The following is a 26,249-nucleotide window of genomic DNA, read 5'->3' as shown; positions in this document are numbered from 1 at the left end:
CGGGGCGCCTTCTTACAGGCATTTGAAATAGTCGAAGGGTTCCAGACAGTCCTTGCAGCGATAATTCGCCTTGCAGGGGGTCGAGCCGAACTGGCTGATCTTTTCGGTATGGGTCGAGCCGCAGCGCGGGCAGGCGATGGTCAGGTTCGCGCCGGTCATCCGGGCGATGCGCCCGGCCAGCACCCCGTCCGCCGCCGTGCCGTCCACGGGCGGCGCGATGCCATAGGCGCGCAGCTTTTCCCGCCCCTCCGGCGTTATCCAGTCGGTGGTCCAGGGCGGCGACATCTGGCGTTCCAGCCGCAGCTTTTCGATGCCGCGACCGCGCAGCGCGGTCTCGATGTCCAGGTTGATGATGCTGGTCGCGGGACAGCCGGAATAGGTCGGCGTGACCCTGACGACCAGCGTGTCGCCCTGCCATTCGACGCCGCGGATGATGCCCAGATCGGTCAGGCTGATCACCGGGATTTCCGGGTCGGGCACCTCCGAAAGCCAGCCCCAGACCTCCTCGACGCTGGGATGGGTCGCAGCGGCCATGGCGCTTTACCAGCTTGCGCCCGGATAGGCGCGTTGCAGGAACTGCATCTCGGCCAGGATATAGCCCAAGTGTTCGGTATGGATGCCCTGCTTGCCGCCCTTATGCGCGAAATCGCCCTCGGGGATCTGCAAGGTGGCCTCGGTCAGCACATGACGCAGGGTCTCGTCCCAGCCGGCGCGCAGGCTGGCCGGATCGGGGGCGATACCGCGTGCCGCCATATCGGCATCCTTGTCGTCGCCCAGGAACATCTCGCCCGTATAGGGCCAGAGCGCGTCCAGCGCCTCCTGCATCCGGCGATGGCTTTCCTCGGTCCCGTCGCCCAGCCGCACCACCAGGTCGGACGAGCGTTCCAGGTGATAGGCGACCTCCTTGCCGGCCTTGGCCGCAATCTCGGCCACGCGCGGGTCCGACGAAGCCGCCAGCCCCTTCAGCAACTCGTGGTGCCAGGCGTCGAACAGGAACTGCCGCATCAGGGTATGGCCGAAATCGCCGTTCGGACGCTCGCAGATCAGCAGGTTGCGGAAGTCCCAGGCGTCGCGCAGATAGGCCAGGTCGTCGGCCGAGCGGCCCTGCCCCTCGACCTCGCCGGCCAAGCCCAGCCACAGCTGGGTCTGGCCGATCAGGTCCAGCGCCACGTTGGCCAGCGCGATATCCTCTTCCAGCGCCGGCGAATGGCCGCACCATTCGGACACGCGATGGCCCAGGATCAGCGTCGAGTCGCCGATGCGCAGCAGGGTTTCGAACAGCGCCTCCTGCCCGGCATCGGGCTGGGGCACGGTCGGATGGGCGGGATGGGCATCGGCCTCGCGCCGGGCCAGGTCCGCCACCTCGGGTGTGTTCATGTCGGGCAGCGACGGCATCACATATGCCCCACTTCTTCGGGAATGTCGAAAAAGGTCGGGTGGCGATAGACCTTGCTGTTCGACGGCTCGAACAGCGGCCCCTTGTCCGAGGGGCTCGACGCGGTGATCTGCGCCGAGGGCACCACCCAGATCGACACGCCCTCGTTGCGGCGGGTATAGACGTCGCGGGCGTTCATGATCGCCATTTCGGCGTCGGGCGCGTGCAGGCTGCCGACATGGCGGTGGTTCAGCCCGTGCTGGCCCCGGATGAAGACCTCCCAGAGCGGCCATTCCTTGGACATGGTTCTCTCCCTAAACTTGGTTCTGCGACTGGCGCGTGTTCCTGGCGATAGCGGGCTTATTCGGCGGCCTGCGCCCGGCGGGCGGCGGCCTTTTCGGCATGGGCCATCAGCCCCTCTCGGAACCAGGCGCCGTCCTCCCAGGCCTTGACGCGCGCGCCCAGCCGGTCCTTGTTGCAGGGCCCGTTGCCGGCCAGCACGTCGTAGAATTCCGACCAGTCCGGCTCGCTGAAATCGTAGCCGCCCTTTTCCTCGTTCCATTTCAGGTTCGGGTCGGGGACGGTCAGGCCCAGATATTCCGCCTGCGGCACGGTCTGGTCGACGAATTTCTGCCGCAGCTCGTCATTGGTGTTCATCTTGATCTTCCAGGCCATGGACTGCGCGGAATGCACCGAGTCCTTGTCGGATGGCCCGAACATCATCAGCGCCGGATACCAGAGCCGGTTCAGCGCATCCTGTGCCATGCGCTTCTGCGCCGGCGTGCCCTGCGCCATCTTCATCATGATGGCATAGCCCTGGCGCTGGTGGAACGATTCCTCCTTGCAGATGCGGATCATGGCGCGGGAATAGGGACCGTAGCTGGTGCGTTGCAGCGGCACCTGGTTCATGATCGCCGCGCCATCGACCAGCCAGCCCACCGCGCCCATATCGGCCCAGGTCAGCGTCGGATAGTTGAAGATCGAGGAATATTTCATCTTGCCGGCGTGCAGCAGTTCCATCAGCTCATCGCGCGAGACGCCCAGCGTCTCGGCCGCCGAATAGAGATAGAGCCCGTGCCCGGCCTCGTCCTGCACCTTGGCCAGCAGGATCGCCTTGCGCTCCAGCGTGGGGGCGCGGGTGATCCAGTTGCCCTCGGGCAGCTGGCCGACGATCTCGCTATGGGCATGCTGGCCGATCTGGCGGATCAGCGTCTTGCGATAGCCCTCGGGCATCCATTCCTTGGGCTCGATCTTCTCGCCGCGGTCGATGCGCTCCTGGAAGGCAAGCTCCTCGGGCGTCATCTCCTCGCGGGTCTTGGTGCCTTCGGATTTCACAAGCTGGGCATACATGGCTGGATCCTCCCCTGGATCAAACGCGTTCGATGATGATGGCGATCCCCTGTCCCACACCGATGCACATGGTACAGAGCGCATAGCGCCCGCCGGTGCGATGCAGCTGATACATCGCCGTCGTCACAAGCCGGGCCCCCGACATGCCAAGCGGATGGCCGATCGCGATGGCGCCGCCGTTCGGATTCACATGGGCGGCATCATCGGGCAAACCAAGATCGCGCAGCGTCGCCAGCGCCTGACTGGCGAAGGCCTCGTTCAATTCTATCACATCCATCTGCTCGATGGTCATCCCTGCGCGCGCCAGCACTTTTTTCGCCGCCGGCGCCGGGCCGATGCCCATGATGCGCGGCTCGACCCCCGCCGCCGCCATGGCGACGATGCGCGCCTTGGGCACCAGCCCGTGCTGTTCCGCCGCCGCGCCCGACAGGATCGCCAGCGCCGCAGCGCCGTCATTGACGCCCGAGGCATTGCCGGCCGTCACCGTCAGGTCGGGACCGTTCACGCCCCTGAGCTTGGCCAGCGTCTCGGCCGTGGTGCCGGGGCGCGGATGCTCGTCGGTATCGACCACGACGAGCTCGCCCTTTTTCTGCGGGACGGTGACGGGCACGATCTCGTCGGCAAAGACCCCGGCCTTCTGCGCGGCTTCCCAGCGGGCCTGGCTGCGGGCGGCGAAAGCGTCCTGGTCGGCGCGGCTGATGTTGAAATCGGCGGCCACGTTGTCGGCGGTCTGCGGCATCGAGTCGATGCCGAACTGCGCCTTCATCGCCGGATTGACGAAGCGCCAACCGATGGTGGTGTCATAGACCGCATTGGCGCGGGAAAAGACGGTTTCCGCCTTGGGCATCACGAAGGGGGCGCGAGTCATGCTTTCGACGCCGCCGGCAATGACGAAATCGCAATCGCCCGCCTTGATGGCGCGGGCCGCCATGCCGACCGCATCCATGCCCGAGCCGCAAAGCCGGTTCACCGTGGTCGCCGGCACGCCCACCGGCATCCCGGCCAACAGCACCGCCATGCGGCCGACATTGCGGTTGTCCTCGCCCGCCTGGTTGGCGCAGCCATAGATCAGGTCGTCGACCGCCGACCAGTCCACGCGCGGATTGCGCTCCATCAACGCTTTCAGCGGCACCGCGGCCAGGTCATCCGCCCGGACCGAGGCCAGCGCCCCGCCATAGCGACCGATCGGCGTGCGCACCGCATCACAGATGAAGGCGTCCTGCATGCTCTCTCCCCTTTTTGGCAACGGCGGGTGATTCTCCAATTCACCGACCGGTTGGTCAACTTATACATTCCTAAACATCACAAAGAAAGAAAAAACTTCGCCTGCCTTGTGATGTTTTAGGATGCGCAAGATAGTCTTACTATTTCAAGTCGTTGTCCCGGACAGATCGGCCAGCCTCGTCTCGCTTTCGGCGGTTTTCTCGGGCAGGAAGCCGGCGCTGCCCTCGAAATGCGCCCCGATCCAGCGTTCCGCCGCCGGGGAAAGCTGCCGATAGAGGCGGCGGAACAGCGCCCGCGCCTCATGCCCCCTCCAATCCGGCGGCAGGGCCGCCTGCGGCAGGCGCGGATCGCGCAGCAGGACGCCGCGATAGTCATGCACCAAGAGCAGCCGGGCGATCAGCGCCATCTCGTCCGACAGCGCCGCGCCCGCCTCGGCCAGCGGCGCAAAGCGCGCCAGCATGTCGAGATAACGCTGATGCAGCGCCGAGAGATCCCAGAACTGCCCGATCCGGCCCAGCTCGGGCGGGTCCGAGGCGTGGAAAACCAGCGCGCCCTCGGGCACCGGCTGGCCGCGGTCGGGCCGGATGAAGACCGCCCCGCCCATATGGCCCATGCGCTGGTGGCGGGCCTCGTCCTCGGCAAGCTCCGGGGCGTGCAGGATCTGCCAGCCCTGCGCCGGCACCTCGGCCTTGTAGAGCAGTCCCGCCGCCTGGTCGAATTCCCGCTGGGCCGAGGCGTCCAGCCGGTAATAGCTGCGCCGCCCCAGCCGCTCGCCGCGCAGCCGGTGGGCGGCGACCAGGCGCGAGACGGCGGTGCGCACCAGCGATTCGCTGATGCCGACCCGCTCGCAAACCTCGATCAGCGTGCCGGTCCACAACACGCCGCCGCGCGGCACGACCACATCGCCATAGACGGTGACGATGAACGCGGCCGAACGCAGCGCCATCCCCTGCAATATTCCGTCGAGCAGCCCGCGCTCGGCCATTCCGCCCTGCTGCATGTTTCCTCGCCATCCGCCACCGCTGCCATAGAAGCCGGGAAAGCGGCCATGCGCAATGCGGCTTGCCCCTGCCTCGGATGCGGATGCCGGCCACCTGTCGCGATGGCCGGCCGAACCTCAGCGCGGAACGGCGATGGTTTCGCGCGACACGGCCGCGGCCTCGACCTCGTCGCGGGTCAGCGCCTGCGGGCGGCAATCGAAGTTCTGGTAAAGCGCCAGCTGGTCCTCGTAATGCGGCGACGCCTCGCCCGAGGGGCCGATGAACCCGCTTTGGCCCGGCGGGGTCACGGCGCAGAACTCGGCCTTGCCGTCGCGGAAGGTGATCCGGTTGTTCTCGGTGCCGCGGTTCATCGCGGTGCCGATGGCGCGCGTCTCGTCCTCGCCGGCCTGCGGGATGCCCAGGTAGTTGCTGGTCTCGAACACATGCTGCTTGATCTCGATGCGCCAGTCGGCGGGCTCCTGGCTGCCGAACCTGTCGGCCAGCCGCGCGGCGGCCTTGTCCAGCGAGGCCAGGATGATCTCCTTGCGGCCCGCCTCATCGGCGCCGTTGAAGAAATCATGGGTCTGCGGCACGCCGGCCCGCTCGCCCAGCAGCGCGTTGTGCAGCATTTGCGCGGCGCGCGAGATGCGGTTGTACAGGATCGCCGGCGGGATCGCCGGGCTGTCGTCGCGCAGCACGTCCTCGACCATCACGTCCAGCCAGGTCTGGAACAGCCCCACCGCCGGGGAGCTCGCGCGGCCGTCCTCGCCCCGGATCTGCTGCCCGTCCCAGTTGCGCAGGATCTCGACCAGTTCGGCGCGCTGGCTTTGCGGGTCGATGCCCTCGGCCGCATCAAGGATGAAGGGCAGGAAATAGCGCGCGTTGATGTCGAGAAAGCTGATCTCGCGGTTGATGTCCCAGATCTCCTCGGGGGTCAGCTTGTCCTTGGCGTCGAGCCGCGCGGTGATCTCGACCACCCGGTCGGCGCTGCCCCAGGGCGTGGCCTCGAAATTCGCGGCATCGCCCTTGGCCGAGCGGTTGTTCCAGTTCGCGATCCAGCCCTGGCTGGGGTTATAGGCCTTGGGCGCATCGGCAAAGGGCCGCACGCCCTGCCAGTCGTCCTTGCCCGGCTGGGCCGGAAGCCGCTGGTCGTGGCCTTCGGCGCGGAGGGGGACATGGCCGGGCGAGACATAGCCGATGTTGCCGTCCCGGTCGGCGTAATACCAGTTGATCGTCGTCGCGACCTTTTCCGCCTGGTCCAGCCATTCCTCGTAATTCTGCGCCTTGGTCGAGTTCACCCAGGCCATGAGCGTCGAGATCTCCTGCCCGTCCCAGGCGCGGTTGAAGGCATAGGCGGTCGCCGCCTCGGGATCGATCTGGCCGACCACGCCGTAATCGCTTTCCCAGACCGTGGTTTCGACCTCGGGCTGGCCCTTGACGCGGAAGGTCTCGCGGCGCGCCGTCATCTCCTTCCAGCCGTCGCCGGCGCGGTATTGGCGCGGGTTCTCGGGGTTCAGCTCCAGCCGGTAATAGTCGTTCACGTCGCGCGGCCCGGCGGTGGCGCCCCAGGCGATGGTGCCGTTGGTGCCGAACAGGACGTTGGGCACGGCAAAGGGCGTGTTGCCGGTCAGGTCGAACCCCGCGCCGTGCAGCCCGATGCTGAAGACATAGGACGGGTTGAAATTGCCGAATTGCGGCCCGTTGATCAGGATGGTGCTGCCATCGGTGGTCTTTTGCGGCCCGGCGATCCACAGGTTGCTGGCGCGCGGGCGGTCGTCGTCGCCGGGCAACTCGCCGGCGTGCAGCAATTCGGCGAAGCGGCTGGCCGAAGGCGGGGCCAGCCCGGCCTTGCGCTGGTATTGCTCGCCCTCGGGCACGGTGGTCGGGGCCAGCGGGTCCTCGTTCCAGAACATCTGGTCGAAAAGTGCGCGCGCCTTTTCAGGGCCGAGTTGCGCCTCGAGTTCGGCCAGCGTCTTGGCATTGCCCAGTTCGGAGCTGTAGCCCGAAAAGCGGCCGGCCATGGTCCCGACATAGATCATCGCCACGTCGAACTCGGTCCAGCGCCGGGGCTTGAAGCCGAAATCGTTGAACTGCCTGGGCATCAGCTCAGCCGGTTCGGCCAGAACCCGGTCCACCCACAGGTTGAAGCCCGCCGCATAGCCGCGCAGGATGTCGCGCTCTTCCGGGGCCAGCGCCTCGATCTGGCTGCGGATCTCGGCATGGTCGAACATGGCCCGGGTCTGGATGTCGAAGGGCAGCCGCTCGATGCCCAGCACCTCGGCCACCTCGCCCAGGACCGAGCGCCGCGCCATCTCCATCTGGAACAGCCGGTCCTGCGCGACGCTGTAGCCGAAGCCCGCGTAAAGCCCATGCACGTCGTCGGCATAGACATGCGGCACGCCCCAGTCGTCGCGGATGATCTCGACCTGGGTGTCGGCCAGCGCCGGGCAGGCAACGAGGGCGGAAAGGCCGGCCGACAGCAACAGGCGGCCAAGCAGGGACCTGGACATGTGATTCTCCTCCGGGTGTAGGCGCCTCCTCCGGCGCCTCGCCATGGTTATCGTTAACCGTTCGGTCGGTCAATTATTGAAAGCCCATCGCTCAGAAATCACGCCCCCGGCAGATCGCGGCGTTCACGCGATTGTCAGCGCAGACCGGCGCGCGCTGGCGGATCATGGAGCGGCGGCCACCACCTGGCGCGCGGCAGTCCCGACCAACATCCGAAAAAGAGGTCCGACATGCATATCCAAGCCCGCATCCTTCCCTCCATCATGCTCGCCGCTGCCCTGACGCTCGGCGCTGTGCCCGCGCTTGCGCATCACGGCTGGTCATGGGCCGAAGGCGAGCAGTCGACGCTGGAGGGAACCATCGAAAGCGTCTCGATGAACCCGCCCCATCCCACCATTCAGGTCCGCGATGCCCAGGGCACCGTCTGGCAGGTCGATCTGGGCAATCCCAACCAGACCGCCCGCTCGGGCTTTACCGCCGACACGGCAGAGCCGGGCGATGCGATCACGGTGATCGGCAATCGCAACCAGGACCAAAGCGCGCATATGAAGGCCGTCCGCATCGTGATCGACGGGCAGAACTACGACATGTATCCTGATCGCATCCAGGACTGAGCCGTGCAGGACTTCGCGGCCTGGGCCGAGAGCACCGCCCTGGCGGCGGCGCTGCGCCGTTCGGGCCATCTCTACATGGTGGTGAATGCCACGCATATCCTGGGAATCGCGCTGCTGCTGGGGGCGATCGTTCCGCTGGACCTTCGCCTTGTCGGGATCATCCGCGGCGGGGCGCTGCGCGTCCTGGCGCCCTTCCTGTCGCGTGCAGCGGGGGTCGGGCTTGCCATCGCCCTTGCGACCGGCCCCGTCCTGTGGTCGGTCGCGGGCCGCGACTATCTGGCCAATGCCGCCTTCCGCTGGAAAATGGCGCTGATCGCACTTGGCCTTGTGGTCGTCGCCCTGCAACATATCGGCAAGGGTTGGCGACAGGCAGTCGAGACCGGAGCGCCCGGCCCGGATGCGCGCATTCTGGCGGCGCTTTCGGTGGCGATCTGGCTGTCGGTGCTGCTGGCGGGGCGCTGGATCGGCTTTCTGTGACGCGCCTGGTGCCGCTGCATCGGAAATCCTGAGACGCTGGCAATGGAATGGCGATTTTTTGCGGGGTCGCGGCTTCGCTAGTCTTGGGCAAACGGCCAGGACGATGAGCAAGCCATGACCCAGATCCCCTCTCCCCATCCGTTCCGCCCGGAATTGGCGATCCTGCGCAGCGGCATCGCGGCAGGGTCGGCGCTGCGCCAAGGCGTCATCGTGCTGGGGAATTTCGACGGCTTTCATCGCGGCCACCAGTTCCTGATCCGCTCGGCGCGTCGGATTGCGGCGGACGGGCGGGCGGTCGGCGTCATGTCGGTGGAGCCCCATCCGCGCCAGGTGTTTGCCCCCGAGGCCGCGCCCTTCCGCCTGGCCCTGCCCGAACAGAAGCACGGGACGGCGCGGCGGATCGGGCTGGATTACCTGTTCGAGCCCGTCTTCGACCGCGCCTTCGCCGGCATGACGCCCTGCGACTTCATCGACGAGGTGCTGTGCCGGCGGCTGGGGGTCTCGCATGTGGTGGTCGGCGCGGATTTCCATTTCGGCGCGAAACGCGCGGGCACGACCCGGACCCTGACGCAGGAATGCACGGCGCGCGGCATCGGTGTCACGGTCCTGCCGTTGCAGGGCGGCTTTTCCTCGACCGCGGCGCGCGAGGCGATCCTGGCCGGCGACATGCGGCAGGCACGGCGCTGCCTCGGCCGTCCATGGGAGGGCGTGCTGGATGCCGGGTGGCTTGCCCCCGCGCAGATCCGCCCGCCGGCGGGCCGGTATCTGGTCCGTGCGCAGCGCGGCGCCGGGCCCGAACTGGTCCGGCTGGACGCGGACGGCCGTATCCTGTCCCCCGAGAGCCTGCCGCGACGGATCGAATTCCTGGATCGGCGCGACTGATCCGCCTTGCCCGAAAGGAACCCCATGGAACTGCCCCTGCACCTGCCGGCCAGCGCCTATCGCACCATGCCGTGGAAGAACGGCACCGGCGCCACGGACGAGGTCTGGCTCTGGCCGCCCCGCGGCGACCGCGACGCCTTTTCGATCCGCATCTCGCGCGCGCCGATCCTGACGGATGGCGGCTTTTCCGCCTTTGCCGGCGCCGACCGGGTCATCACGCTGATCGAGGGCGCGGGGCTGGTGCTGGATTTCGGCAGCCGCAGCGAGCATCTGGCCCCGCTGGCGCCCTTCCGCTTCGACACCGGCCTGGCGCCGGTGGGGCGGCCCGTCGGCGGGCCGGTGCGGGTGTTCAACGTCATGGCCGATCGCGACGCCTGGACCATCGCGCGGGCGGCGGTGCTGGAAAAGGGGATGGACGAGGCGGCCGGCCTGACCGTCCTGTTCGCGCTGGAGCCCCAGCAGGCCGAGACCGGCGGCCGCCTGCATTACCTTGCCCGGCAGGATACGCTGATCTGCGGGCCGGGACCGCTGCGGCGCGGCGGGCGGGCGCTGGTCGTCGCCCTGGCGCCCGCTGGCTGACGCGTGGCGGGCCGTCAGGCCCCGCCGAACTAGGCCCGCGCGAATTTCTCGCGGCATTTCTGGGCGAAACGCTGGGCGGCGCTGGACAGCGCATGCCCCTTGCGCCAGGCCAGCACGATCTGCGACAGCGCATGATCGCCCGCCAGCGGCAGCGCCACCAGCGGCAACCCGTCATAGCTCATGCTCGACGCGGGCTTCGTGCACAGCAGCGTATAGCCCAGCCCATGCGCGACCATGCCCCGCACCATCTCGAACGAGGCCGAGCGATGCGCGATCAGCGGCTCGACCCCCTGCGCCTCGAGGATGCCGGTGAAATAGGCGCTGGAGGGCGGCGCATCCAACAGCACCATCGGCTCGGCCGCCAGGTCGGTCGGCAGGATCTCGGCCTGACGCGCCATCGGATGATCCTCGGCCATCAGCACATAGGGCTTCAGCACGCTCAGCGCCTGCCATTCGAAACGTTCGTCCAGGTCGTTGTCATAGAGCACCGCGATTTCGGACTCGCCCGAGACCAGGCTTTCGGTCAGCCGGCGCTGGTCGCCTTCCAGCAGCTCGATATCGAGCCCGCCCAGTTGCCGGATCAGCGAGGGCATCAGGAACGGCCCGAAGGTGTGGAAGCAGCCGACCTTCAGCTTGATCCCCTCGCCGTTCAGCACGCCCCGCATGCTGCGCGGCGCATCGATCCGGCGCGACGAGCCATAGGAGCGGTTGGCATAGATCAGCGGCGAGCCGAGCCGAGCGCTATGCGTGTCATCGACGGCGCACAGCAGGACGTGATGCGTGCCGACCCGCTCGGCCGAAAGCACATGGCACTCGAATGCCACCAGCGGGTCGGCGACGCGCGGCGTGCCATTGGCCAGCACCACCCAGTCCGTGCATTCGAACTTGTCGCCCAGCTCGTCCTTGAAACGCCCGGCGAAGGCTTCGGAGATATAGGACTGGTCCTCGCGCAGCACGTTCACGCACAGCACGCCGTTCTCGATGATCCTGGGCGCCGCCGGGCTGAGGTGATGGACGCAGATCAGCAGCGTCGGCGCCTCGCCATCGGCCGAGACCGAGGCCATGGCCGAAACCGTGACCCCCGCCTTGCCAGCCGGGCCGTCGGTGGTGACGACATTCACCGTGCAGGCGGCATGGCTCATCCCCGCGACGAAGCGGTCGCGAAGCGGGATCTGGGGCATCTGCGGGTCGGCGTTCATGGCTGCTGTCCTTGCGTGGGTTCGTTCCGATTGTCCTGCATGCAGATTGCCGGCTTTTGCCCTCGGGCCAAAATCGTGTTTTCCGCAGCTCTGCCTCAGGAAGATTGATGGGCCGGATCCTCGGGCCCGCATTCGGTCTGCTCGGCCGGCAGCATGCCCGGCAGGGCGCCGTCGCGGATCACCTCGCGGCAATAGTCGATGAAGGCCTCGGCCGCGCGCGACCGGCGCAGCTCGGTCAGATAGGCGATGCCGAAGGCGATGGATTGCGAGACGTCCTCGATCGGAAGATAGACCAGCGGCAGCCCATTCTCGGCATGGCGGTTGGCAGGCCGGACGGTCATCATGCTGTAGCCGATGCCCGCCGCGACATAGGAGCGCAGCGAGGCGGTGGACGAGGTTTCCATCACGATGCGGGGGGTGCCGCCGATCTTGCGGAACATGCCCAGGAAGTAGTCGCGCGTCAGCGGCGGGTCCAGCAGGACGAAGGGGTCGTCGATCAGCTCGGCCAGCCGGACGGACTTGCGATCCGCCATGCGATGCCCGGCCCCGACGATGACATAGGTCCTGAGCCGCGCCAGTTCGATGAACGAGACATCCGGCGGCAGGTTCAGGTCATAGGTCAGCGCCAGGTCGATCCGCGCCAGCCGCAGCTTTTCCAACAGATCGACCTCGCTGCCCTCGGCCATGGTCATCTGCACCGCCTCGTAGCGGCCCGAGAAACCGGTCCAGAGCTCCGGGGCGATCAGCGGCGCGAAGGTGAAGAAGGTGCCGACATTCAGCGTGCCCGCGACATGGTCGTTCACGTCGCTGGCCACGTCGTAAAGCTCGGAGGCGGCGCGCAGCGATTCCTTGGCCGCGCGCAGCAGCCGGGTGCCGGCGGGCGTCAGCGACAGGCCCTGCGCGTGATGGCGCACGAAAAGCTGCACGTTCAGCTCGGTCTCCAGATGCGCGATGGCCGCCGAGATCGAGGGCTGCGAGATATTGACCTGCTCGGCCGCCTTGGTGACCGACAGCGTCTCGCCGGCCGCGATGAAATAGCTGAGTTGCCTGAGCGTGAATCGCATCGTCCTGGTCCCCTGTCATGCGCGCAAAGTGGCAACATTCTTTCCGCGCTCACCCGCCGAATTGGAAGCTGGTTCTTGGGTCAGGCCGCCGCCTCCAGCGCATCGAGCAGGCGCGACAGCATCCGGTCGCAGGCCGCCAGCTGTTCGGCGGCAACGAATTCGTCGGGCTTGTGGCCCTGCTCCATGAAGCCCGGCCCGCAGATCGCCGTGGACATGCCAAGGCCCTGATGGAACAGCCCGCCCTCGGTCCCGAAGGCCACCTTGATCGCCGGCCCGTCCGCCCCGGTGATGCGGCGCAGCAGCCGGATCGCGGGCGCGTCCTCGGGGGTGTCGAGGCCGGGATAGGCCGAGACCGTCTCGATCTCGATCCGCGCCTCGGGAAAACGGGCGCGATGGGCGGCGGCGATGGCCTCGGCATCGCCGGCGATGGCAGCCAGGATCGCGGCAGGGTCGTCGGCGACGATGTTGCGGATCTCGAAATCGATCTCGCAGCGGTTCGGCACGATGTTCAGCGCCGTGCCGCCCTGCATGATGCCGGCATGGATGGTGGAATAGGGAATGTCATAGGCAGGGTCGCGGGCACCGCTGCTGGCCAGTTCCTGCTGCCGGACCTGAAGCCCGGCGACGAAGGCCGCGCCCAGATGCAAGGCGTTCAGCGCGTTCGGAGCCAGCGCCGAATGGCCCTCGCGGCCATGGCAGCAGGCGCGATAGGCCGCCTTGCCCTTGTGGCCGGCGGCGATGCGCATGCCGGTCGGCTCGCCCACGATGCACAGCGCCGGACGGTCGGGACGCGCGGCCAGCGCCTCGATCATGCCACGCACGCCCATGCAGCCGATTTCCTCGTCATAGGACAGCGCCAGATGCAGCGGCATCCGCAAATCGCGCCGGGCGGCATGCAGGGCGGCATGGATGGCGGCGGCGACGAAGCCCTTCATGTCCGCCGTGCCGCGCCCGTAATAGAGCCCGTCGCGCTCGGTCAGGGCAAAGGGGTCCAGGCTCCAGTCCTGGCCGGTCACCGGCACCACGTCGGTATGGCCCGACAGCACCACGCCGCCCGGCCCCTCGGGACCGATGGTCGCCCACAGATTGGCGCGGCTGCCATCGGCATGCGCGAAGCGTTCGACGCGCGCCCCAGCGGGACGCAGCAGCCCCTCGACATAGTCCAGCAGGTCGAGGTTCGGGCGGCGGGACACCGTCTGATAGGCGACCAGCCGGCGCAGGATATCGACGGTCGAGGGGATCGCGGTCATGGAAATCTCGTCGCAAAGACCGGGGGCGGCACGGGCCGCCCCCGAGTTGGGGGGATCATTCGTCGCCGGGCACGCCATAGCTGGGCGCGGCGTCGGGGTTCAGCGCGCGGGTCACATAGGCGTCCATCTCGAGCCGCCAGCGTTCCCACAGGGCGGCGCAATCCTCGATGGGATCGCCCTCGCTCCAGTCGATGCGCAGGTCGGCTATGGGCCAGCTCACCCTGTCCACGATCAGCATGCCCATGGAATGCACCGGCCCCTCCTCGCCGCCGGCGGCGACCGAGGCGCGCATGCCCGCCAACAGCCGGTCGCCCAGATGCCGGCCGCTGGCCGCCATGAAGGCATCGACCATCTTCCGCGGGATCTCGTCCGAGCGAAGCAGGTTGCCCGCCGCCGCCACGCCCTCGCCATAGGCGATGCCATGCGTGCCCAGCGTCCGGGCGCCGGAACGCCCGGCGGTGCCGCCCGCCGCATCGACCAGCGCCAGCTGGCGGTATTCGACATGCGGCGCCTCGGCCACCAGCCGCTCCAGCGCCTGCGCCGCGGAAAGCCCCTGCGCCATCAGGTCCAGCCCCTTCGGCCCCAGGCTCGGATCGGTGACGTTCTGGGTCGCGACCACCCCCACGCCCGCCCGCGCATGGGCGCAACGCGCCGCCACGCAGGGCGAGGAGGAGGAGACCGCGATGCCGAACATGCCGGTCTCGGGGCAGCGGGCGGAGATCGAGAAGGTCATGCCCGCCTCATGCGTCCGGGATGACGGCGGTGGCCTCGATCTCGACCACCCATTCGGGCCGGGCCAGCGCCGGGACCACGATGCCGGTCGAGCAGGGATGCACGCCTTGCAGATGCTTGCCCATCTCCTGATAGACCGCCTCGCGATAGCGGATGTCGGTCACATAGACGACGATGCGGCAGATATGCTCCATCCGCGAGCCCGCCTCTTCCAGCAGCATCCGGATGTTTTCCATGGTCTTGCGGGTCTGCGCCGCCGGGTCGCCGACATGCAGGCATTCGCGGGTCTCGAGGTCCTGCGAGACCTGGCCGCGCAGGAAGACCATGGTGCCGCGGGCGACGACGCCCTGGCTCAGGTCGTTGTTCAGCTTCTGCTCGGGATAGGTTTCCTTGGTGTTGAAGGGGCGGATGCGGTGATGGATGGTCATGGTGTCTGCTCCGGTCATTCAGTGTTTCGTGCCCCAGACCTGATCGGACAGGCCCGCGGATTTGTGGGTGAAGCGCAGCGCCTCGTTCCAGTCGAAGTTGCGATAGACGGCAGCCAGATGGGCGAAGGGCGGGGATTGCGCGAAAAGCTGGAAGGTCAGCCGGTGGCCGGCATAGTCCGAGTTCAGCAGGTCGCGCGCATAGGCCAGAAGCTTGCGGCGATCCTCGCTGCCCCAGTTCTCGTTCAGCGTATAGAACTTGTCGAGCCAGGGCGCGGTTTCGGGGTCCTCGAAACAGGCGGCATCGGGGGTGATGCAGATCTGGCCGCCGCAAAGCTCGCGCGCCAGATGCATCATGTGATGCAGCTGCGAACAGGCCAGCACCCGGCCGGTCATCAGCAGCGACTGGTTCGGCATCATCAGCCCGCCGGGGCTTTCTTCGGCCTCGGCGATGGCCGCGGTCAGGTGGGCGTTGATCCCCTCGCGGTAGCAGGCCAGCGTCGCCAGCTTTTCCTGCACGGCCGGCTGATGCTCCAGCCCGGTCTGGCGCACGTTCCACAGCGCCGCGCCGATCAAGAGGTCGGCAAGCTTGAGGTTGCGCTGCACGAAGGCAAAGGCGGAATAGCGGTGCAGCGTGGCGCGGATGAAGGTCGCGGCCTTGGTGTGCTGGTAGAACAGCACGTTTTCCCACGGGATCAGCACGTCGTCATAGATCACCAGCGTCTCGACCTCGTCGAAGCGGTTCGACAGCGGATAGTCCCGGGCCGGCGCGCGGCCGGCAAAGCCGGTGCGGGCGATGAAGCGCAGGTTGGGCGAGGAAAAGTCGCACACGAAGCCCACCGCGTAATCCGACATGGCCTCGTTGCCCCAGTTGGCGATGGTCGGCTTGGTGAAGGCCTGGTTGGCATAGGCGGCGGCGGTCTCGTATTTCGCGCCGCGCACGATGATGCCCGCGTCGGTTTCCTTGACCACGTGCAGCAGCATGTCCGGGTCCTGGTCCTGCGGCCGCTTGGAGCGGTCGCCCTTGGGATCGGTATTGGCCGAGACGTGGAAGGGGTCGGTCATGATGACGCGGTGGATGTGGTTGCGGATGTTTTCCGAAAAGCGCGGATCCACCTCGTTCAGGATGTCCTGGCCGTCGAACAGCGACCACATCTCGCCCGCCGTCTCGTCGCCGACGCGGGTGACGATGCCGCCCACCTCTTCCAGAACCGCGTTGGTGGCGGCGCGCTTGGCGCGCCAGTCCTCGCGGGTGAAGGGCAGCTTGAGCCCGACCGAGAAACGCTCGCCGTTCTCCTCGTAGCTCATCAGGTCGCGCGTGGCCTCGGCATGGGCCATGTCGTAGATATGCGCGCGGATATCGACCAGCGGCTTGAACATCGGATGCCGGGTGATGTCCTGCACGCGCTCGCCATTGATCCAGACGCGGCGGCCGTCGCGGATGGAGTCGCGATACTGTTCTCCGGTTCTTAACATGATTTCCTCGGGATTGGCCTTTCGGCGGATGGGTTCGGCCCGGGCGCGCTGGCCCTCGGCGGGGGGGATCGGGCAGACCTCTCCCGTCCCCTGCAAACGTTCGCAGGGGCGGGATCGGCCGGCGGGGATGGATCGGATCAGCGGGCGTCAGGACTTGGCATAGGTGGTCCAGGCGCCGTCCTTGACGGTCTTCAGCTCGATGGCGATGGGGGTCTGGGTCTGGCCGTTCGCGTCGAAGGTGATCTGGCCGGTGGCGCCGTCATGCTGGATCGCGCGGATCGTCTCGGCCAGCTTGGCCTTGTTCTCGACCCCGACCTCGTTGATCGCCTGGATGATGATGTTCGCGGCATCGAAGGCGTATTTCGTATAGGGGCTCATCGGTTCGGCGAAGCCCTTGGCCTGGTAGTCGGCCTCCATCTTGGCCAGCTTCGGCGTCTGCGAGGCCACCGGATAGGAGACGATGGTGTTCGAGGCCGCGTCGCCCGCCACCGCGATGAATTCCGGGTCGTAGAAGCCCGAGATGCCCAGCATCGGCTTGTCCAGCCCGACTTCCTTCATCTGCCGGGCCAGGATGCCGGCCTCGGTGATGACGCCGCCGAAATAGACCGCATCGACCTGCTTGCCCTTCAGCGAGGTCAGGACGGTGCGAAAATCGGTCGAGCCCACCGGCAGCAGGTCGGTCGAGACCACCTCGCCGCCCGCCGCCGGGACGAATTCGGCAATCGCCTCGGCGTTCGACTTGCCGTAATCCGAGGTGTCGGCGATGACGGCGATGCGCTTGGCGCCCAGATCCTTGACCATCCATTCCGAAAGCGGCTGGTTCTCGGTCAAAAGCGTCGGGGTGACGCGCGTCACCTCGGGCAGGTTCTGCTCGGTGATCGCCGGAGAGATCGCGCCCCAGATCACCAGCGGCGTCTGGAAGCGCGAGAATACCGGCATGGTCGCCAGCGCCACGGGCGAGTTCCAGTGCCCGGTCGCGGCCACCACATCGGGGTCGTTCACCAGCTTCATCGCCGCGCCGACGCCGGTCTGCGGGTCCGAGGCGTCGTCCAGCACCACCGGCTCGATCTGATACTGGCCGGCCGGATCGGCATTCGCCTGCTCGATCGCCAGCAGGAAGCCGTTCCGGGCGCCCAGACCCTGCTGGGCGTTGCCGCCCGAAAGCGGGCCCATGAAGCCGATCTTGACCTTCGCCTTCTCGGCGAATGCGGGGGCGGCAAAGACCGCCGTCGAAAGCACGAGACCGGCCAGAACGGCGCGGCGGGTGGTGGGCATGAAAGCCATGGACCTCTCCTGTCGAAGCGGAAGTTTCCGCGGTCGCGTTTGGGTTGGGATCTGCCGCGTTGGCCGGCCGGGCACCCTTTCGGGGATGCTGGCTCGCCGGTCTCGCGGCTTGTTGTCGCACCCCGAACATCGACCGATTTCCGCCCGGCTGAGAAGTCGCATTAACTGAACCAGTGCCTCAAAAAATACGAAGCATCCGGCCAAGCATTTCATTTGCCTGATGGGCGCTCCCGCCGTCATCTTCGTCGGAAAAACCAATCCAACGCATCAACATGGGAGGACGACATGGAAAGTCTGATCCTCCAGCACCTGCTTAACTGGCTGGTTCTGGGAAGTATTTACGCGCTGGTGGCGCTGGGGTTCAGCCTGCTGTTCGGGCTGCTCAACGTCATCCATTTCTCGCATGGCGACGTGTCGATGATCGCCCCTTTCGTGGCGCTCGGCAGCCTTCAGGCGGTCTTCGGCATCACCGGCGGCAGCATGGGCATCCTGCCGATCCTGACGGTGCTGGCCATCGCGATCCTGGTCACGGGGCTGATCGGCATCGGCGCGGACAAGCTGGTGATCTCGCGCTTTCGCCGCTCGCCGGCGATGATGGCGCTGGTGGCCACCGTGGCCCTGGGCACGGTGATCCGCGAGCTGATCCGGGGCTTTTATCCGCAGGGCTCGAACCCCAAGGCGTTCCCGGCCATCGCCCAGGGCTTCCTGGAGCTCGGCCCGCTGCGGCTGCCCGCCCAGCCGGTGCTGATCGTCGGCACGACCGCGCTGGTCGTGGCGCTGATGTATGGGCTGATGCAGAAGACGCCCATCGGCACCCGCATCCGCGCCGTGGCCGAGGATGCGGCGACCGCGCGGCTGATGGGAATCACCCCCTCGCGCATCTTCGCCTTCACCTTCTTCCTCGCCTCGGCGGCGGGGGCGCTGGGGGCGCTGTTCTTCGCCAGCCATGCCGGGGTGGTGCGATTCGACTTCGGCGTGCAGCTGGGCCTGATCGGCTTTTCCGCCGCGGTGATCGGCGGCCTCGGCTCGATGACCGGGGCGATCCTGGGCGCGCTCGCCATTGCCGGGATCGAAAGCATCGTGCAGGCCAACATCGCCGACGGCGCCTCGTACCGCCTCGTCTTCGCCTTCCTGCTCGTCATCCTGATGCTGTGCCTGCGCCCCTCGGGCCTGCTGGGCAAGCCCGTCTTCGAAAAGGTCTGAGCCGATGTCCACGACCCTGACCAATATCCAGAGCCGCGCCGCCCTGCCCGCCAGCCTGATCGTCGCCGCGACCGAGATCGGCGGCGCGATCCTGCTCGGCGCCTTCCTGCTGGCCGAATCGACGCCGCTGGTGGTGGCGCTGCTGGCGGTGATGGGCGCGCTGTTCGCCGCCTTGCAACTCCGCCCGCAGATCGAGGAGGTGATCGTCGCCGCCTTTCACGACGCGCGCGGGCTGGCCACGGTGCTGGCCGTCGCCATCGTGCTGATCTATCCGTTCTTCCTGGGCGGCAACACCTATGCGCTGCACCTGCTGATCGTCTCGCTGCTTTATTCGGTGCTGGCCCTGGCGCTGAACTTCCAGCTCGGCTCGGCCAATATCCCGAACTTCGCCACCGGCGCGACCTATGGCATCGGCGCCTATACCTCGGCGCTGCTGGCGATCCATTTCGGCTGGACCTTCTGGGCGACGCTGCCCGCCGCCGCCATCGTCGCCACGGTCTTCGGCTTCCTGCTGGGCATCCCGTCGATGCGCACGCGCGACAGCTACCTGGCGCTGGTGACCATCGCCTTCGGCATCGTCATCCACCAGATGCTGAACAATCTCAGCTGGACCGGCGGCCCGAACGGCCTGGTCGGCATCCCGGCGCCCAGCCTGCTGGGCCATTCCTTCATGCGGCCCATCGAGCTGTTCGGCTTCCGGCTGCCCTCGCAGGCGAATTTCTACTATCTCTCGGCGGCGCTGCTGGGGCTGGCGATCCTGTCGGCCAAGCGGCTGCACGAAAGCCGCGTCGGCCTGGCCTGGAACGCGATCCGCGCCGACGAGCTGGCGGCGAAATGCCAGGGCATCAACGTGGTCTGGTACAAGATCCTGGCCTTCGGCGTGGACGCCTTCCTGGCCGCCTTCGCCGGCACGATCTATGCCTTCTACATCTCGTATATCTCGCCCGACAACTTCACCTTCCTGGTCTCGGTCACGATCATGACCATGGTGATCGTCGGCGGCATGGACAACACGCTGGGCGTGATCCTGGGCGCCTTCCTGCTGACCATGCTGCCGGAAAAGCTGCGGGTATTTTCCGACTACCGCCTGCTTTTCGTCTCGGTCGTGGTGATCCTGTTCCTGATTCTGCGCCCCAAGGGGCTGTTCCCGCAACGCCAGCGCCATTACGGAGGCCATTGATGACCACCCCGCTGCTGAAACTGAGCGGGCTCGGCATCCGCTTCGGCGGCCTCGTCGCCGTCGATGCCGTCGACCTGACCGTCGCCCCCTCGACCATCACCTGCATCATCGGCCCGAACGGGGCCGGGAAATCCACGCTGTTCAACCTGATCACCGGCATCTACCGGCCGACCTCGGGCACGGTGGCCTTGCAGGGCGACGAGATCACCGGCCTGCCCGCGCACAAGATCGCCATGCGCGGCATCGCCCGGACCTTCCAGTCCTCGCGGCTGTTCGAGGACCTGTCGATCCTCGACAACGTCATCATCGGCATGCATGGCCGCACCCGCACCGGCGTGCTGACCGCGCTGCTGCGCCCGGCGAAGTCCCGGCGCGAGCTGGAGGCCTGCGCCGCCGAGGCCGAGACGATCCTGCGCGGCATCTCGGACGAGCTTTTCGCCCGCCGCTACCAGCCCGCCGGCATCCTGCCGCAGGCCGACCGGCGCCGGCTGGAGATCGCCCGGGCGCTGGCCTCGCATCCCCGGCTGATCCTGCTGGACGAGCCCTCCTCGGGCATGGACGACCGCGACACGGCCGCGCTGATGGCCGATATCCGCCGCGTCATGGCCGACAATCCCGGCCTGTCCTTCCTGATCATCGAGCATGACATGCGGCTGGTGGCCGAATTGCCCGACAATGTCGTGGTCATCGACTACGGCAAGAAGATCGCCGAGGGGGATTTCGCCACCGTGCGCCAGCTTCCCCGCGTGCAGCAGGCCTATCTCGGACAGAAGGCGGTCGAACATGCTTGAACTCAGCAACGTCAGCACCTCCTATGGCCCCGTCGCCATGCTGCGCGGGGTCAGCATGACCATCGGCAAGGGCGAACTCGTCTGCCTGCTGGGTCCGAACGGCGCCGGCAAGTCCACCACCTTCAAGGCGCTGACCGGGCTTTTGCCGCTGGACGGCGGCGAGGTGCGCCTGATGGGCCGCGACATCTCGCGCCTGGGCACGGAAAAGCTCGCCGCGCTCGGCGTGGGCTTCGTGCCCGAGGGGCGGCGGCTGTTCCCCTCGCTGACCGTGCGCGAAAACCTGAAGCTCGGCTACGATGCCTCGGGCTGCACCATCCCCTTCGAGAGCCGGCTGGAACTGATCTACGACATGTTCCCGCGCATCCGCGAGCGGATGAACCAGCAGGCCAACACCATGTCCGGGGGCGAGCAGGCCATGGTGGCACTGGCGCGGGCGCTGATCGGCGATCCCGAGATGCTGGTGATGGACGAACCCTCGCTGGGCCTGTCGCCCAAGCTGATCGATGAATATTTCGAGACCGTGGTCCGCATCCATGCCGAGGGCAAGACCGTGCTGCTGATCGAGCAGAACGCCGAGACCGCGCTGTCGATCTCGGACCGCGGCTATCTGCTGGTGCGCGGCCAGATCGCGGTCAGCGGCACCCGCGCCGAGATGCTTCAGGACGACACGATCCGGCACATGTATCTGTGACCGCCGGGACCGGCCGGCCCGCTGGCCCGTCCCATGCCGACCCCGGCCAATGCGAATGCCTTGAGGCGCCGTCCCCCAGCGGGGCGGCGCCTCACGCTTGCCGCGTCCCGGCCTGGCTGGGCCGGGCCGGGTTTCGCCGCAGGAGTCGGCGGGATCGGTGCCGGCCCGCCCATGGATGCAATCCGCATAGACATAACCCAAAGGCATATTTCTGCGCGACCATGCGATGATATGGCCGCCTTCCCCAAGATAGAGTGCTGCCTCAGGACGCTTGCCGCAGGCGCCGGCCAGAGGAGGGCCACGCCACCGCAACGGAATGCGGCGGATCATGGGAGGTTAGGCAATGCTCAACAGACGGACATTCATCGCTTCGGGCGCGGCGCTGGCGGGACTGGGGCTGGCACGCCCGGCGCTCGCGCAGCGCAAGGCGATCAGGATCGGCTATGTCAGCCCGCAGACCGGGCCGCTTTCGGCCTTTTCGGCGGCGGACGACTTCACCGTCAGGCAGTTCCTGGCCGCAGCACCGGGGCTTGGCCTGGATGTCGAGGTCATAGTCAAGGACAGCCAGTCCAACCCCAACCGCGCCGCCGAGGTGGCGCGCGAGCTGATCAGCCGCGACGAGGTGAACCTGCTGCTGGTCGCCTCGACCCCCGAGACCACCAACCCGGTGTGCAGCGTGGCGGAATCCGAGGAGATCCCGGTGATCTCGACCGTGGCGCCCTGGCAGCCCTGGTTCATCGGCCAGCAGGGCAATCCGGCCGACGCGGAAAGCTGGCAGGAATTCGACTATGCCTATCACTTCTTCTGGGGGCTCGAGGACAATGTCCGGGTCTTCATGAACATGTGGGAGACGGTGCAGACCAACAAATCGGTCGGCGCGCTCTGGCCGAACGACAGCGACGGCAATGCCTGGGCCTCGGACGTGGGCATGCCGCCGGCGCTGGCCGAAGCCGGCTACAGGCTGACCGATCCGGGCCGCTACCAGAACCTGACCGACGATTTCAGCGCCCAGATCAACGCCTTCAAGCAGGCGCAGGCCGAGATCCTGGTCGGCATCCCGATCCCGCCGGATTTCACCACCTTCTGGACCCAGGCCCGCCAGCAGGGCTACCGGCCCAAGCTGGTTTCGGTCGCCAAGGCGCTGCTGTTTCCCGAAAGCGTCGCCGCGCTTGGCGAGCTGGGCGACAACCTGACCTCCGAGGTCTGGTGGTCGCCGCAGCACCCGTTCCGCTCGTCCCTGACCGGGCAGAGCGCCGGCGAGCTGGCCGGCGCCTTCGAGGCGGCGGCGAAGCGGCAATGGACCCAGCCCGCCGGCTTCGTCCATGCGCTGTTCGAGGTCGCCGCCGACGCCATCCGCCGCACCGAGGACCCGACCGACGGCGATGCGCTGGCCGAATCCATCGCCGCCACCGACCTGCAAACCGTGGTCGGCCGCGTCGCCTGGGGACAGGAGAACGTGCCCGAATTCGCCCGCAAGAACGTCGCCAAGACGCCGCTGGTCGGCGGACAATGGCGCCGCAAGGAGGATGGCAGCTTCGATCTGGTGATCGTCGAGAACGCCCTGGCGCCCGAGATCCCGCTGGGCGACAGCATCCGGACGCTGGCGTGATGGCCCTGCTTTCGCTGCGATCCGTGTCGAAAAGCTTCGGCGCGCTGAAGGTCACCGACGATGTCAGCTTCGACCTGCAACCGGGCGAGGCGCTTGGCATCATCGGCCCCAACGGCGCCGGGAAATCGACCCTGTTCAACCTGATCACCGGCAACCTGCGGCCGGATGCCGGGCAGATCCTGCTGGACGGCCGCGATGTCAGCGCCGATTCGGTCATGGCGCGCTGCGCGGCGGGCATCGGCCGCTCGTTCCAGATCCCGCAGCCCTTCGGCCATCTGTCGGTCTATGAGAACCTGCTGGTCGCGGCGCGGTTCGGCGGCGGCCTTGCGGCGGCCGAGGCGCCGGAGTTCTGCATGGACATCCTGCGCCGCACCGGGCTGGCCGGCGTGGCCGACAGTCCCGCCGGCGGGTTGCCGCTGCTCAGCCGCAAGCGGCTGGAGCTGGCGCGCGCCATGGCGACGCGGCCGCGGGTGCTGCTGCTCGACGAGATCGCCGGCGGGCTGACCGATGCCGAATGCGTCGAACTGGTCGCCACCATCCGCGCCATCCATGCCGAGGGCACCGCCATCGTCTGGATCGAGCATGTGCTGCATGCGCTGAACAGCGTCGTGAACCGGCTGATCGTGCTGAATTTCGGGCGGCTGCTGATGGTCGGCGACGTCAAGACGGTGATGAACTCGGCCGAGGTGCGCGAGATCTATCTGGGGGCCGAGGTATGAGCGAACCCATCCTGTCGGTTTCCGGCCTGACCGCGCATTACGGCGATTTCCAGGCGCTGTTCGGCGTCGACGTGGCGCTGGAGCAAGGCGAGGTCGTCGCCATCATCGGCGCCAACGGCGCCGGCAAGACCACCCTGATGCGCGCCATCACCGGCATCGCCCGCATCAGCGCCGGCCGCGTCCGGCTGGACGGGCGCGACATCACCGGCACCGCCGCGCCCGGCATCCTGATGGCCGGCATCGCCATGGTGCCCGAGGGGCGGCGGCTGTTCCCCTCGCTCAGCGTCGAGGAGAACCTGCTGATCGGCGCCCATGCGCGCCGGGCCGCCGGGCATTGGAACCTCGAAAGCGTCTACAGGCTGTTCCCCGCCCTGCGCGAGCGGCGCCACCATCCCGGCACGGCGCTGTCGGGCGGCCAGCAGCAGATGGTGGCCATCGGCCGGGCGCTGATGTCCAATCCGCGCGTGCTGCTCTGCGACGAGCTGAGCCTCGGCCTCGCCCCGGTGGTGATCCGCGAGATCTATGCCGCCTTCCCCGAGATCCGCGCCAGCGGCGCCTCGATCGTGGTGATCGAGCAGGACGTGGGCCAGGCGCTGAAGGTGGCCGATTACGTGCATTGCATGATGGAGGGCCGCATCACCCTGTCCGGCCGGCCGGGCGACCTGTCGCGCGACGCCATCCACGACGCCTATTTCGGAGCGACCCACTGATGTTTTCGCTGGATACAATCGTGCAGGGCCTGCTGCTGGGCGGCCTCTATGCGCTTTTCGCCGCCGGGCTCAGCCTGGTCTTCGGCATCATGCGGCTGGTGAACCTGGCGCATGGCGACCTGATCGTGCTGGGCGCCTATCTGATCCTCGGCCTCGGCACGGTGACGGGCATGAACCCCTTCGTCGCGGCGCTGATCGCCATGCCGCTGATGTTCGCGCTGGGATGGCTCTTGCAGACCCGGCTGCTGAACCGCGTGCTGGGCGAGGACATCCTGCCGCCGCTGCTGGTCACCTTCGGGCTGTCGGTGGTGATCCAGAACGGGCTGCTTGCCGCCTTCACCGCCGACAGCCGCAAGCTGGCGGCCGGGCCGGTCGAATCCGCCTCGGTCGCGGTCGGGCCGGTGCAGATGGGCGTCATGCCGGTGATGTCCCTGGCCACGGCGGTCGCGGTCATCCTGGGGCTCAACCTGCTGTTCTACCGCACCGCGCTGGGACGCGCCTTCCGCGCCACCTCGGACGATGCGGTGACCGCACAGCTCATGGGCATCCGGCCGCAGCGCATCTTCGCCATGGCCACCGGCATCGCCCTGGTCGTCGCCGCCATCGCCGCGCTCTACCTGGGCACGCGGGCGAATTTCGACCCGTCCATCGGGCCGGCCCGGTTGCTCTATGCCTTCGAGGCGGTGATCATCGGCGGGCTGGGCAGCCTCTGGGGCACGCTGGCCGGAGGCGTGGTGATCGGCCTTGCCCAGACCATGGGCGCGGCGATCAACCCGGAATGGCAGATCCTGGCCGGGCATGTCGCCTTCGTGCTGATCCTGATGGTCCGCCCGCGCGGGCTGTTCCCCCGAGCCATCGACTGAAGGGCGCCATGATGAAAACCTCATTTCCCGCATATCGCCCCCTGGCCCTCGCCGTGCTTTGCGCCGCCGCCCTGGCCCTGGTGCCGCTGATCGGCCCGCGCGCCGTGGTGCAGGACCTGTTCGGCATCCTCTGCCTGCTGGTGCTGGCGCTGAACTGGAACATGCTGGCGGGCTTTGCCGGGCTGGTCTCGGTCGGGCAGCAGGCCTTCGTCGGCATCGGCGCCTATACCATGTTCGCCGCCGTCATCCTGTTCGGGCTGGACCCGCTGGCCGGCGTGCTCTTGGGCGGGCTGGTCGCCATGGCGCTGGCCGTGCCGGTGGCCTGTTTCGTCTTTCGCCTGAACGGCGCCTATTTCGCCATCGGCACCTGGGTCGCGGCCGAGATCGCCCGGCTGGGCCTGGGCCAGTGGAAGGCGCTCGGCGGCGGCACCGGCACCTCGCTGCCCAAGGGCACCACCCGCGACATGCTGGGCGTCGGGCCGGTCAAGGAATGGCTGGGCGTTTCCAGCGCCGCGGCCAGCGACATCCTGCTTTACTGGCTGGCGCTGGGGCTGGTGCTGGTGACGCTGGGCGTGTCCTGGGCCTTCCTGCGCTCGCGCATGGGGCTGGGCTTGCAGGCGATCCGCGACAATGCCATGGCCGCGCGCGCGGTGGGCGTCGATCCGGTGCGGCTCAAGGCGCTGGTCTTTCTGCTGACCGCCTTCGGCACCGGCCTTTGCGGCGGGCTGCTGTTCATCCAGATCACCCGCATCACCCCCGACGCGGCCTTCTCGCTGCTGGACTGGACCGCCTTCGTGCTGTTCGTGGTGGTGATCGGCGGCATCGGCACCCTGCCCGGCCCCATCGTCGGCGTGGTGGTGTTCTATGCGCTGGAGCGGCTGCTCTCGGATTACGGCAGCGCCTATCTGATCGTGCTGGGCCTGTTCGGCATCGCGGTCATGCTGTTCGCCCGGCGCGGCCTCTGGGGCAGCCTGTCCGGACGCACCGGGCTGGAGCTGCTGCCGCTGGGCCACCGCGCCCCCGCCTCTGCATCGGCCGTCCGGCCCTGAGATTCACGAAAGGAA

27 protein-coding genes are annotated in these 26,249 nt (G+C 67.7%); 13 read left to right on the top strand and 14 right to left on the bottom strand.

Features of this window, described 5'->3' with window-relative positions; genetic code table 11:
- Positions 1 to 12: 12 nt before the first annotated feature.
- The 7 genes from paaD to AQY21_RS23440 all read right to left on the bottom strand — a co-directional run bounded on the left by paaD (position 13) and on the right by AQY21_RS23440 (position 7,439).
- Positions 13 to 534, bottom strand: a complete 522-nt coding sequence (gene paaD, locus AQY21_RS23470; protein ID WP_058099997.1) for a 1,2-phenylacetyl-CoA epoxidase subunit PaaD — start codon at positions 532 to 534, stop codon at positions 13 to 15.
- Between the two features lie 6 nt (positions 535 to 540).
- The gene (gene paaC / locus AQY21_RS23465) at positions 541 to 1,395 is read right to left on the bottom strand and encodes a 1,2-phenylacetyl-CoA epoxidase subunit PaaC (protein WP_203416641.1); all 855 of its coding nucleotides are present in this window, start codon (positions 1,393 to 1,395) and stop codon (positions 541 to 543) included.
- Positions 1,395 to 1,679, bottom strand: a complete 285-nt coding sequence (gene paaB, locus AQY21_RS23460; protein WP_028713630.1) for a 1,2-phenylacetyl-CoA epoxidase subunit PaaB — start codon at positions 1,677 to 1,679, stop codon at positions 1,395 to 1,397. The genes paaC and paaB overlap by 1 nt, the downstream gene beginning before the upstream one ends.
- Positions 1,680 to 1,735: 56 nt before the next feature.
- Complete coding sequence (gene paaA, locus AQY21_RS23455) at positions 1,736 to 2,725, bottom strand: 1,2-phenylacetyl-CoA epoxidase subunit PaaA (RefSeq protein ID WP_058099996.1); 990 nt, start codon at positions 2,723 to 2,725, stop codon at positions 1,736 to 1,738.
- Between the two features lie 19 nt (positions 2,726 to 2,744).
- Positions 2,745 to 3,950 (bottom strand): 3-oxoadipyl-CoA thiolase, encoded by a 1,206-nt coding sequence (pcaF, locus tag AQY21_RS23450; RefSeq protein ID WP_058099995.1) that lies wholly within the window; start codon positions 3,948 to 3,950, stop codon positions 2,745 to 2,747.
- A 144-nt stretch (positions 3,951 to 4,094) separates the two neighbouring features.
- Entirely contained in the window at positions 4,095 to 4,949 is an 855-nt protein-coding gene (locus AQY21_RS23445; protein WP_058099994.1) for a PaaX family transcriptional regulator C-terminal domain-containing protein, read from the bottom strand.
- A gap of 117 nt (positions 4,950 to 5,066) precedes the next feature.
- A complete protein-coding gene (locus AQY21_RS23440; RefSeq protein WP_058099993.1) occupies positions 5,067 to 7,439 on the bottom strand; it encodes a penicillin G acylase in 2,373 nt (790 codons plus the stop codon).
- A 228-nt stretch (positions 7,440 to 7,667) separates the two neighbouring features.
- Here AQY21_RS23440 and AQY21_RS23435 point away from each other — a divergent pair, with 228 nt between their 5' ends.
- The 4 genes from AQY21_RS23435 (at position 7,668) to AQY21_RS23420 (ending at position 9,989) form a co-directional block, all read left to right on the top strand.
- The gene (locus AQY21_RS23435) at positions 7,668 to 8,051 is read left to right on the top strand and encodes a DUF6152 family protein (protein ID WP_058099992.1); all 384 of its coding nucleotides are present in this window, start codon (positions 7,668 to 7,670) and stop codon (positions 8,049 to 8,051) included.
- Positions 8,052 to 8,054: 3 nt separating this feature from the next.
- Complete coding sequence (locus AQY21_RS23430; RefSeq protein ID WP_058099991.1) at positions 8,055 to 8,528, top strand: DUF6644 family protein; 474 nt, start codon at positions 8,055 to 8,057, stop codon at positions 8,526 to 8,528.
- 114 nt (positions 8,529 to 8,642) lie between these two features.
- On the top strand, positions 8,643 to 9,410 hold the full coding sequence (locus tag AQY21_RS23425; protein ID WP_058099990.1) for an adenylyltransferase/cytidyltransferase family protein: 768 nt from the start codon (positions 8,643 to 8,645) through the stop codon (positions 9,408 to 9,410).
- Between the two features lie 24 nt (positions 9,411 to 9,434).
- Positions 9,435 to 9,989: a HutD family protein gene (locus AQY21_RS23420; protein ID WP_058099989.1), complete on the top strand. Its 555-nt coding sequence runs from the start codon at positions 9,435 to 9,437 to the stop codon at positions 9,987 to 9,989.
- Between the two features lie 29 nt (positions 9,990 to 10,018).
- Here the strand turns inward: AQY21_RS23420 and AQY21_RS27225 are convergent, their stop codons facing one another.
- The 7 genes from AQY21_RS27225 to AQY21_RS23385 form a co-directional block, all read right to left on the bottom strand.
- Positions 10,019 to 11,188 carry a LysR substrate-binding domain-containing protein gene (locus tag AQY21_RS27225; protein WP_065169982.1) on the bottom strand — a complete coding sequence of 390 codons (1,170 nt, stop codon included), beginning with the start codon at positions 11,186 to 11,188 and terminating at the stop codon, positions 10,019 to 10,021.
- 95 nt (positions 11,189 to 11,283) lie between these two features.
- Positions 11,284 to 12,252, bottom strand: a complete 969-nt coding sequence (locus AQY21_RS23410) for a LysR family transcriptional regulator (RefSeq protein WP_058099988.1) — start codon at positions 12,250 to 12,252, stop codon at positions 11,284 to 11,286.
- A gap of 80 nt (positions 12,253 to 12,332) precedes the next feature.
- The gene (argE, locus tag AQY21_RS23405; protein ID WP_058099987.1) at positions 12,333 to 13,502 is read right to left on the bottom strand and encodes an acetylornithine deacetylase; all 1,170 of its coding nucleotides are present in this window, start codon (positions 13,500 to 13,502) and stop codon (positions 12,333 to 12,335) included.
- Between the two features lie 55 nt (positions 13,503 to 13,557).
- Positions 13,558 to 14,235, bottom strand: a complete 678-nt coding sequence (locus AQY21_RS23400; protein ID WP_058099986.1) for a DUF1028 domain-containing protein — start codon at positions 14,233 to 14,235, stop codon at positions 13,558 to 13,560.
- Between the two features lie 7 nt (positions 14,236 to 14,242).
- Positions 14,243 to 14,680 carry a RidA family protein gene (locus tag AQY21_RS23395; RefSeq protein ID WP_238986889.1) on the bottom strand — a complete coding sequence of 146 codons (438 nt, stop codon included), beginning with the start codon at positions 14,678 to 14,680 and terminating at the stop codon, positions 14,243 to 14,245.
- Positions 14,681 to 16,135 (bottom strand): 4-hydroxyphenylacetate 3-hydroxylase family protein, encoded by a 1,455-nt coding sequence (locus AQY21_RS23390; protein WP_058099985.1) that lies wholly within the window; start codon positions 16,133 to 16,135, stop codon positions 14,681 to 14,683. It lies immediately after the preceding gene.
- A 147-nt stretch (positions 16,136 to 16,282) separates the two neighbouring features.
- Positions 16,283 to 17,419 (bottom strand): branched-chain amino acid ABC transporter substrate-binding protein, encoded by a 1,137-nt coding sequence (locus AQY21_RS23385; RefSeq protein WP_058099984.1) that lies wholly within the window; start codon positions 17,417 to 17,419, stop codon positions 16,283 to 16,285.
- Positions 17,420 to 17,704: 285 nt separating this feature from the next.
- Here AQY21_RS23385 and AQY21_RS23380 point away from each other — a divergent pair, with 285 nt between their 5' ends.
- From AQY21_RS23380 to AQY21_RS23340, 9 genes are all read left to right on the top strand, one after another.
- On the top strand, positions 17,705 to 18,622 hold the full coding sequence (locus AQY21_RS23380) for a branched-chain amino acid ABC transporter permease (RefSeq protein WP_058099983.1): 918 nt from the start codon (positions 17,705 to 17,707) through the stop codon (positions 18,620 to 18,622).
- 4 nt (positions 18,623 to 18,626) lie between these two features.
- Positions 18,627 to 19,802 (top strand): branched-chain amino acid ABC transporter permease, encoded by a 1,176-nt coding sequence (locus tag AQY21_RS23375; RefSeq protein WP_058099982.1) that lies wholly within the window; start codon positions 18,627 to 18,629, stop codon positions 19,800 to 19,802.
- The gene (locus AQY21_RS23370) at positions 19,802 to 20,593 is read left to right on the top strand and encodes an ABC transporter ATP-binding protein (RefSeq protein ID WP_058099981.1); all 792 of its coding nucleotides are present in this window, start codon (positions 19,802 to 19,804) and stop codon (positions 20,591 to 20,593) included. The genes AQY21_RS23375 and AQY21_RS23370 overlap by 1 nt, the downstream gene beginning before the upstream one ends.
- A complete protein-coding gene (locus AQY21_RS23365; RefSeq protein WP_058099980.1) occupies positions 20,586 to 21,284 on the top strand; it encodes an ABC transporter ATP-binding protein in 699 nt (232 codons plus the stop codon). The genes AQY21_RS23370 and AQY21_RS23365 overlap by 8 nt, the downstream gene beginning before the upstream one ends.
- Before the next feature lie 343 nt (positions 21,285 to 21,627).
- A complete protein-coding gene (locus AQY21_RS23360; RefSeq protein ID WP_058099979.1) occupies positions 21,628 to 22,893 on the top strand; it encodes an ABC transporter substrate-binding protein in 1,266 nt (421 codons plus the stop codon).
- Complete coding sequence (locus tag AQY21_RS23355; protein WP_058099978.1) at positions 22,893 to 23,612, top strand: ABC transporter ATP-binding protein; 720 nt, start codon at positions 22,893 to 22,895, stop codon at positions 23,610 to 23,612. The genes AQY21_RS23360 and AQY21_RS23355 overlap by 1 nt, the downstream gene beginning before the upstream one ends.
- Complete coding sequence (locus AQY21_RS23350; RefSeq protein ID WP_058099977.1) at positions 23,609 to 24,322, top strand: ABC transporter ATP-binding protein; 714 nt, start codon at positions 23,609 to 23,611, stop codon at positions 24,320 to 24,322. The genes AQY21_RS23355 and AQY21_RS23350 overlap by 4 nt, the downstream gene beginning before the upstream one ends.
- Entirely contained in the window at positions 24,322 to 25,185 is an 864-nt protein-coding gene (locus AQY21_RS23345) for a branched-chain amino acid ABC transporter permease (RefSeq protein ID WP_058099976.1), read from the top strand. Before AQY21_RS23350 ends, AQY21_RS23345 begins: the two co-directional genes overlap by 1 nt.
- An 11-nt stretch (positions 25,186 to 25,196) precedes the next feature.
- Entirely contained in the window at positions 25,197 to 26,234 is a 1,038-nt protein-coding gene (locus AQY21_RS23340) for a branched-chain amino acid ABC transporter permease (protein WP_238986887.1), read from the top strand.
- Positions 26,235 to 26,249: the final 15 nt, after the last annotated feature.

Source organism: Paracoccus sp. MKU1 (assembly GCF_001447385.1).
In the GTDB taxonomy this organism is placed as follows: Bacteria; Pseudomonadota; Alphaproteobacteria; order Rhodobacterales; family Rhodobacteraceae; genus Paracoccus.
This window is presented reverse-complemented; position numbering and strand designations above follow the sequence as displayed.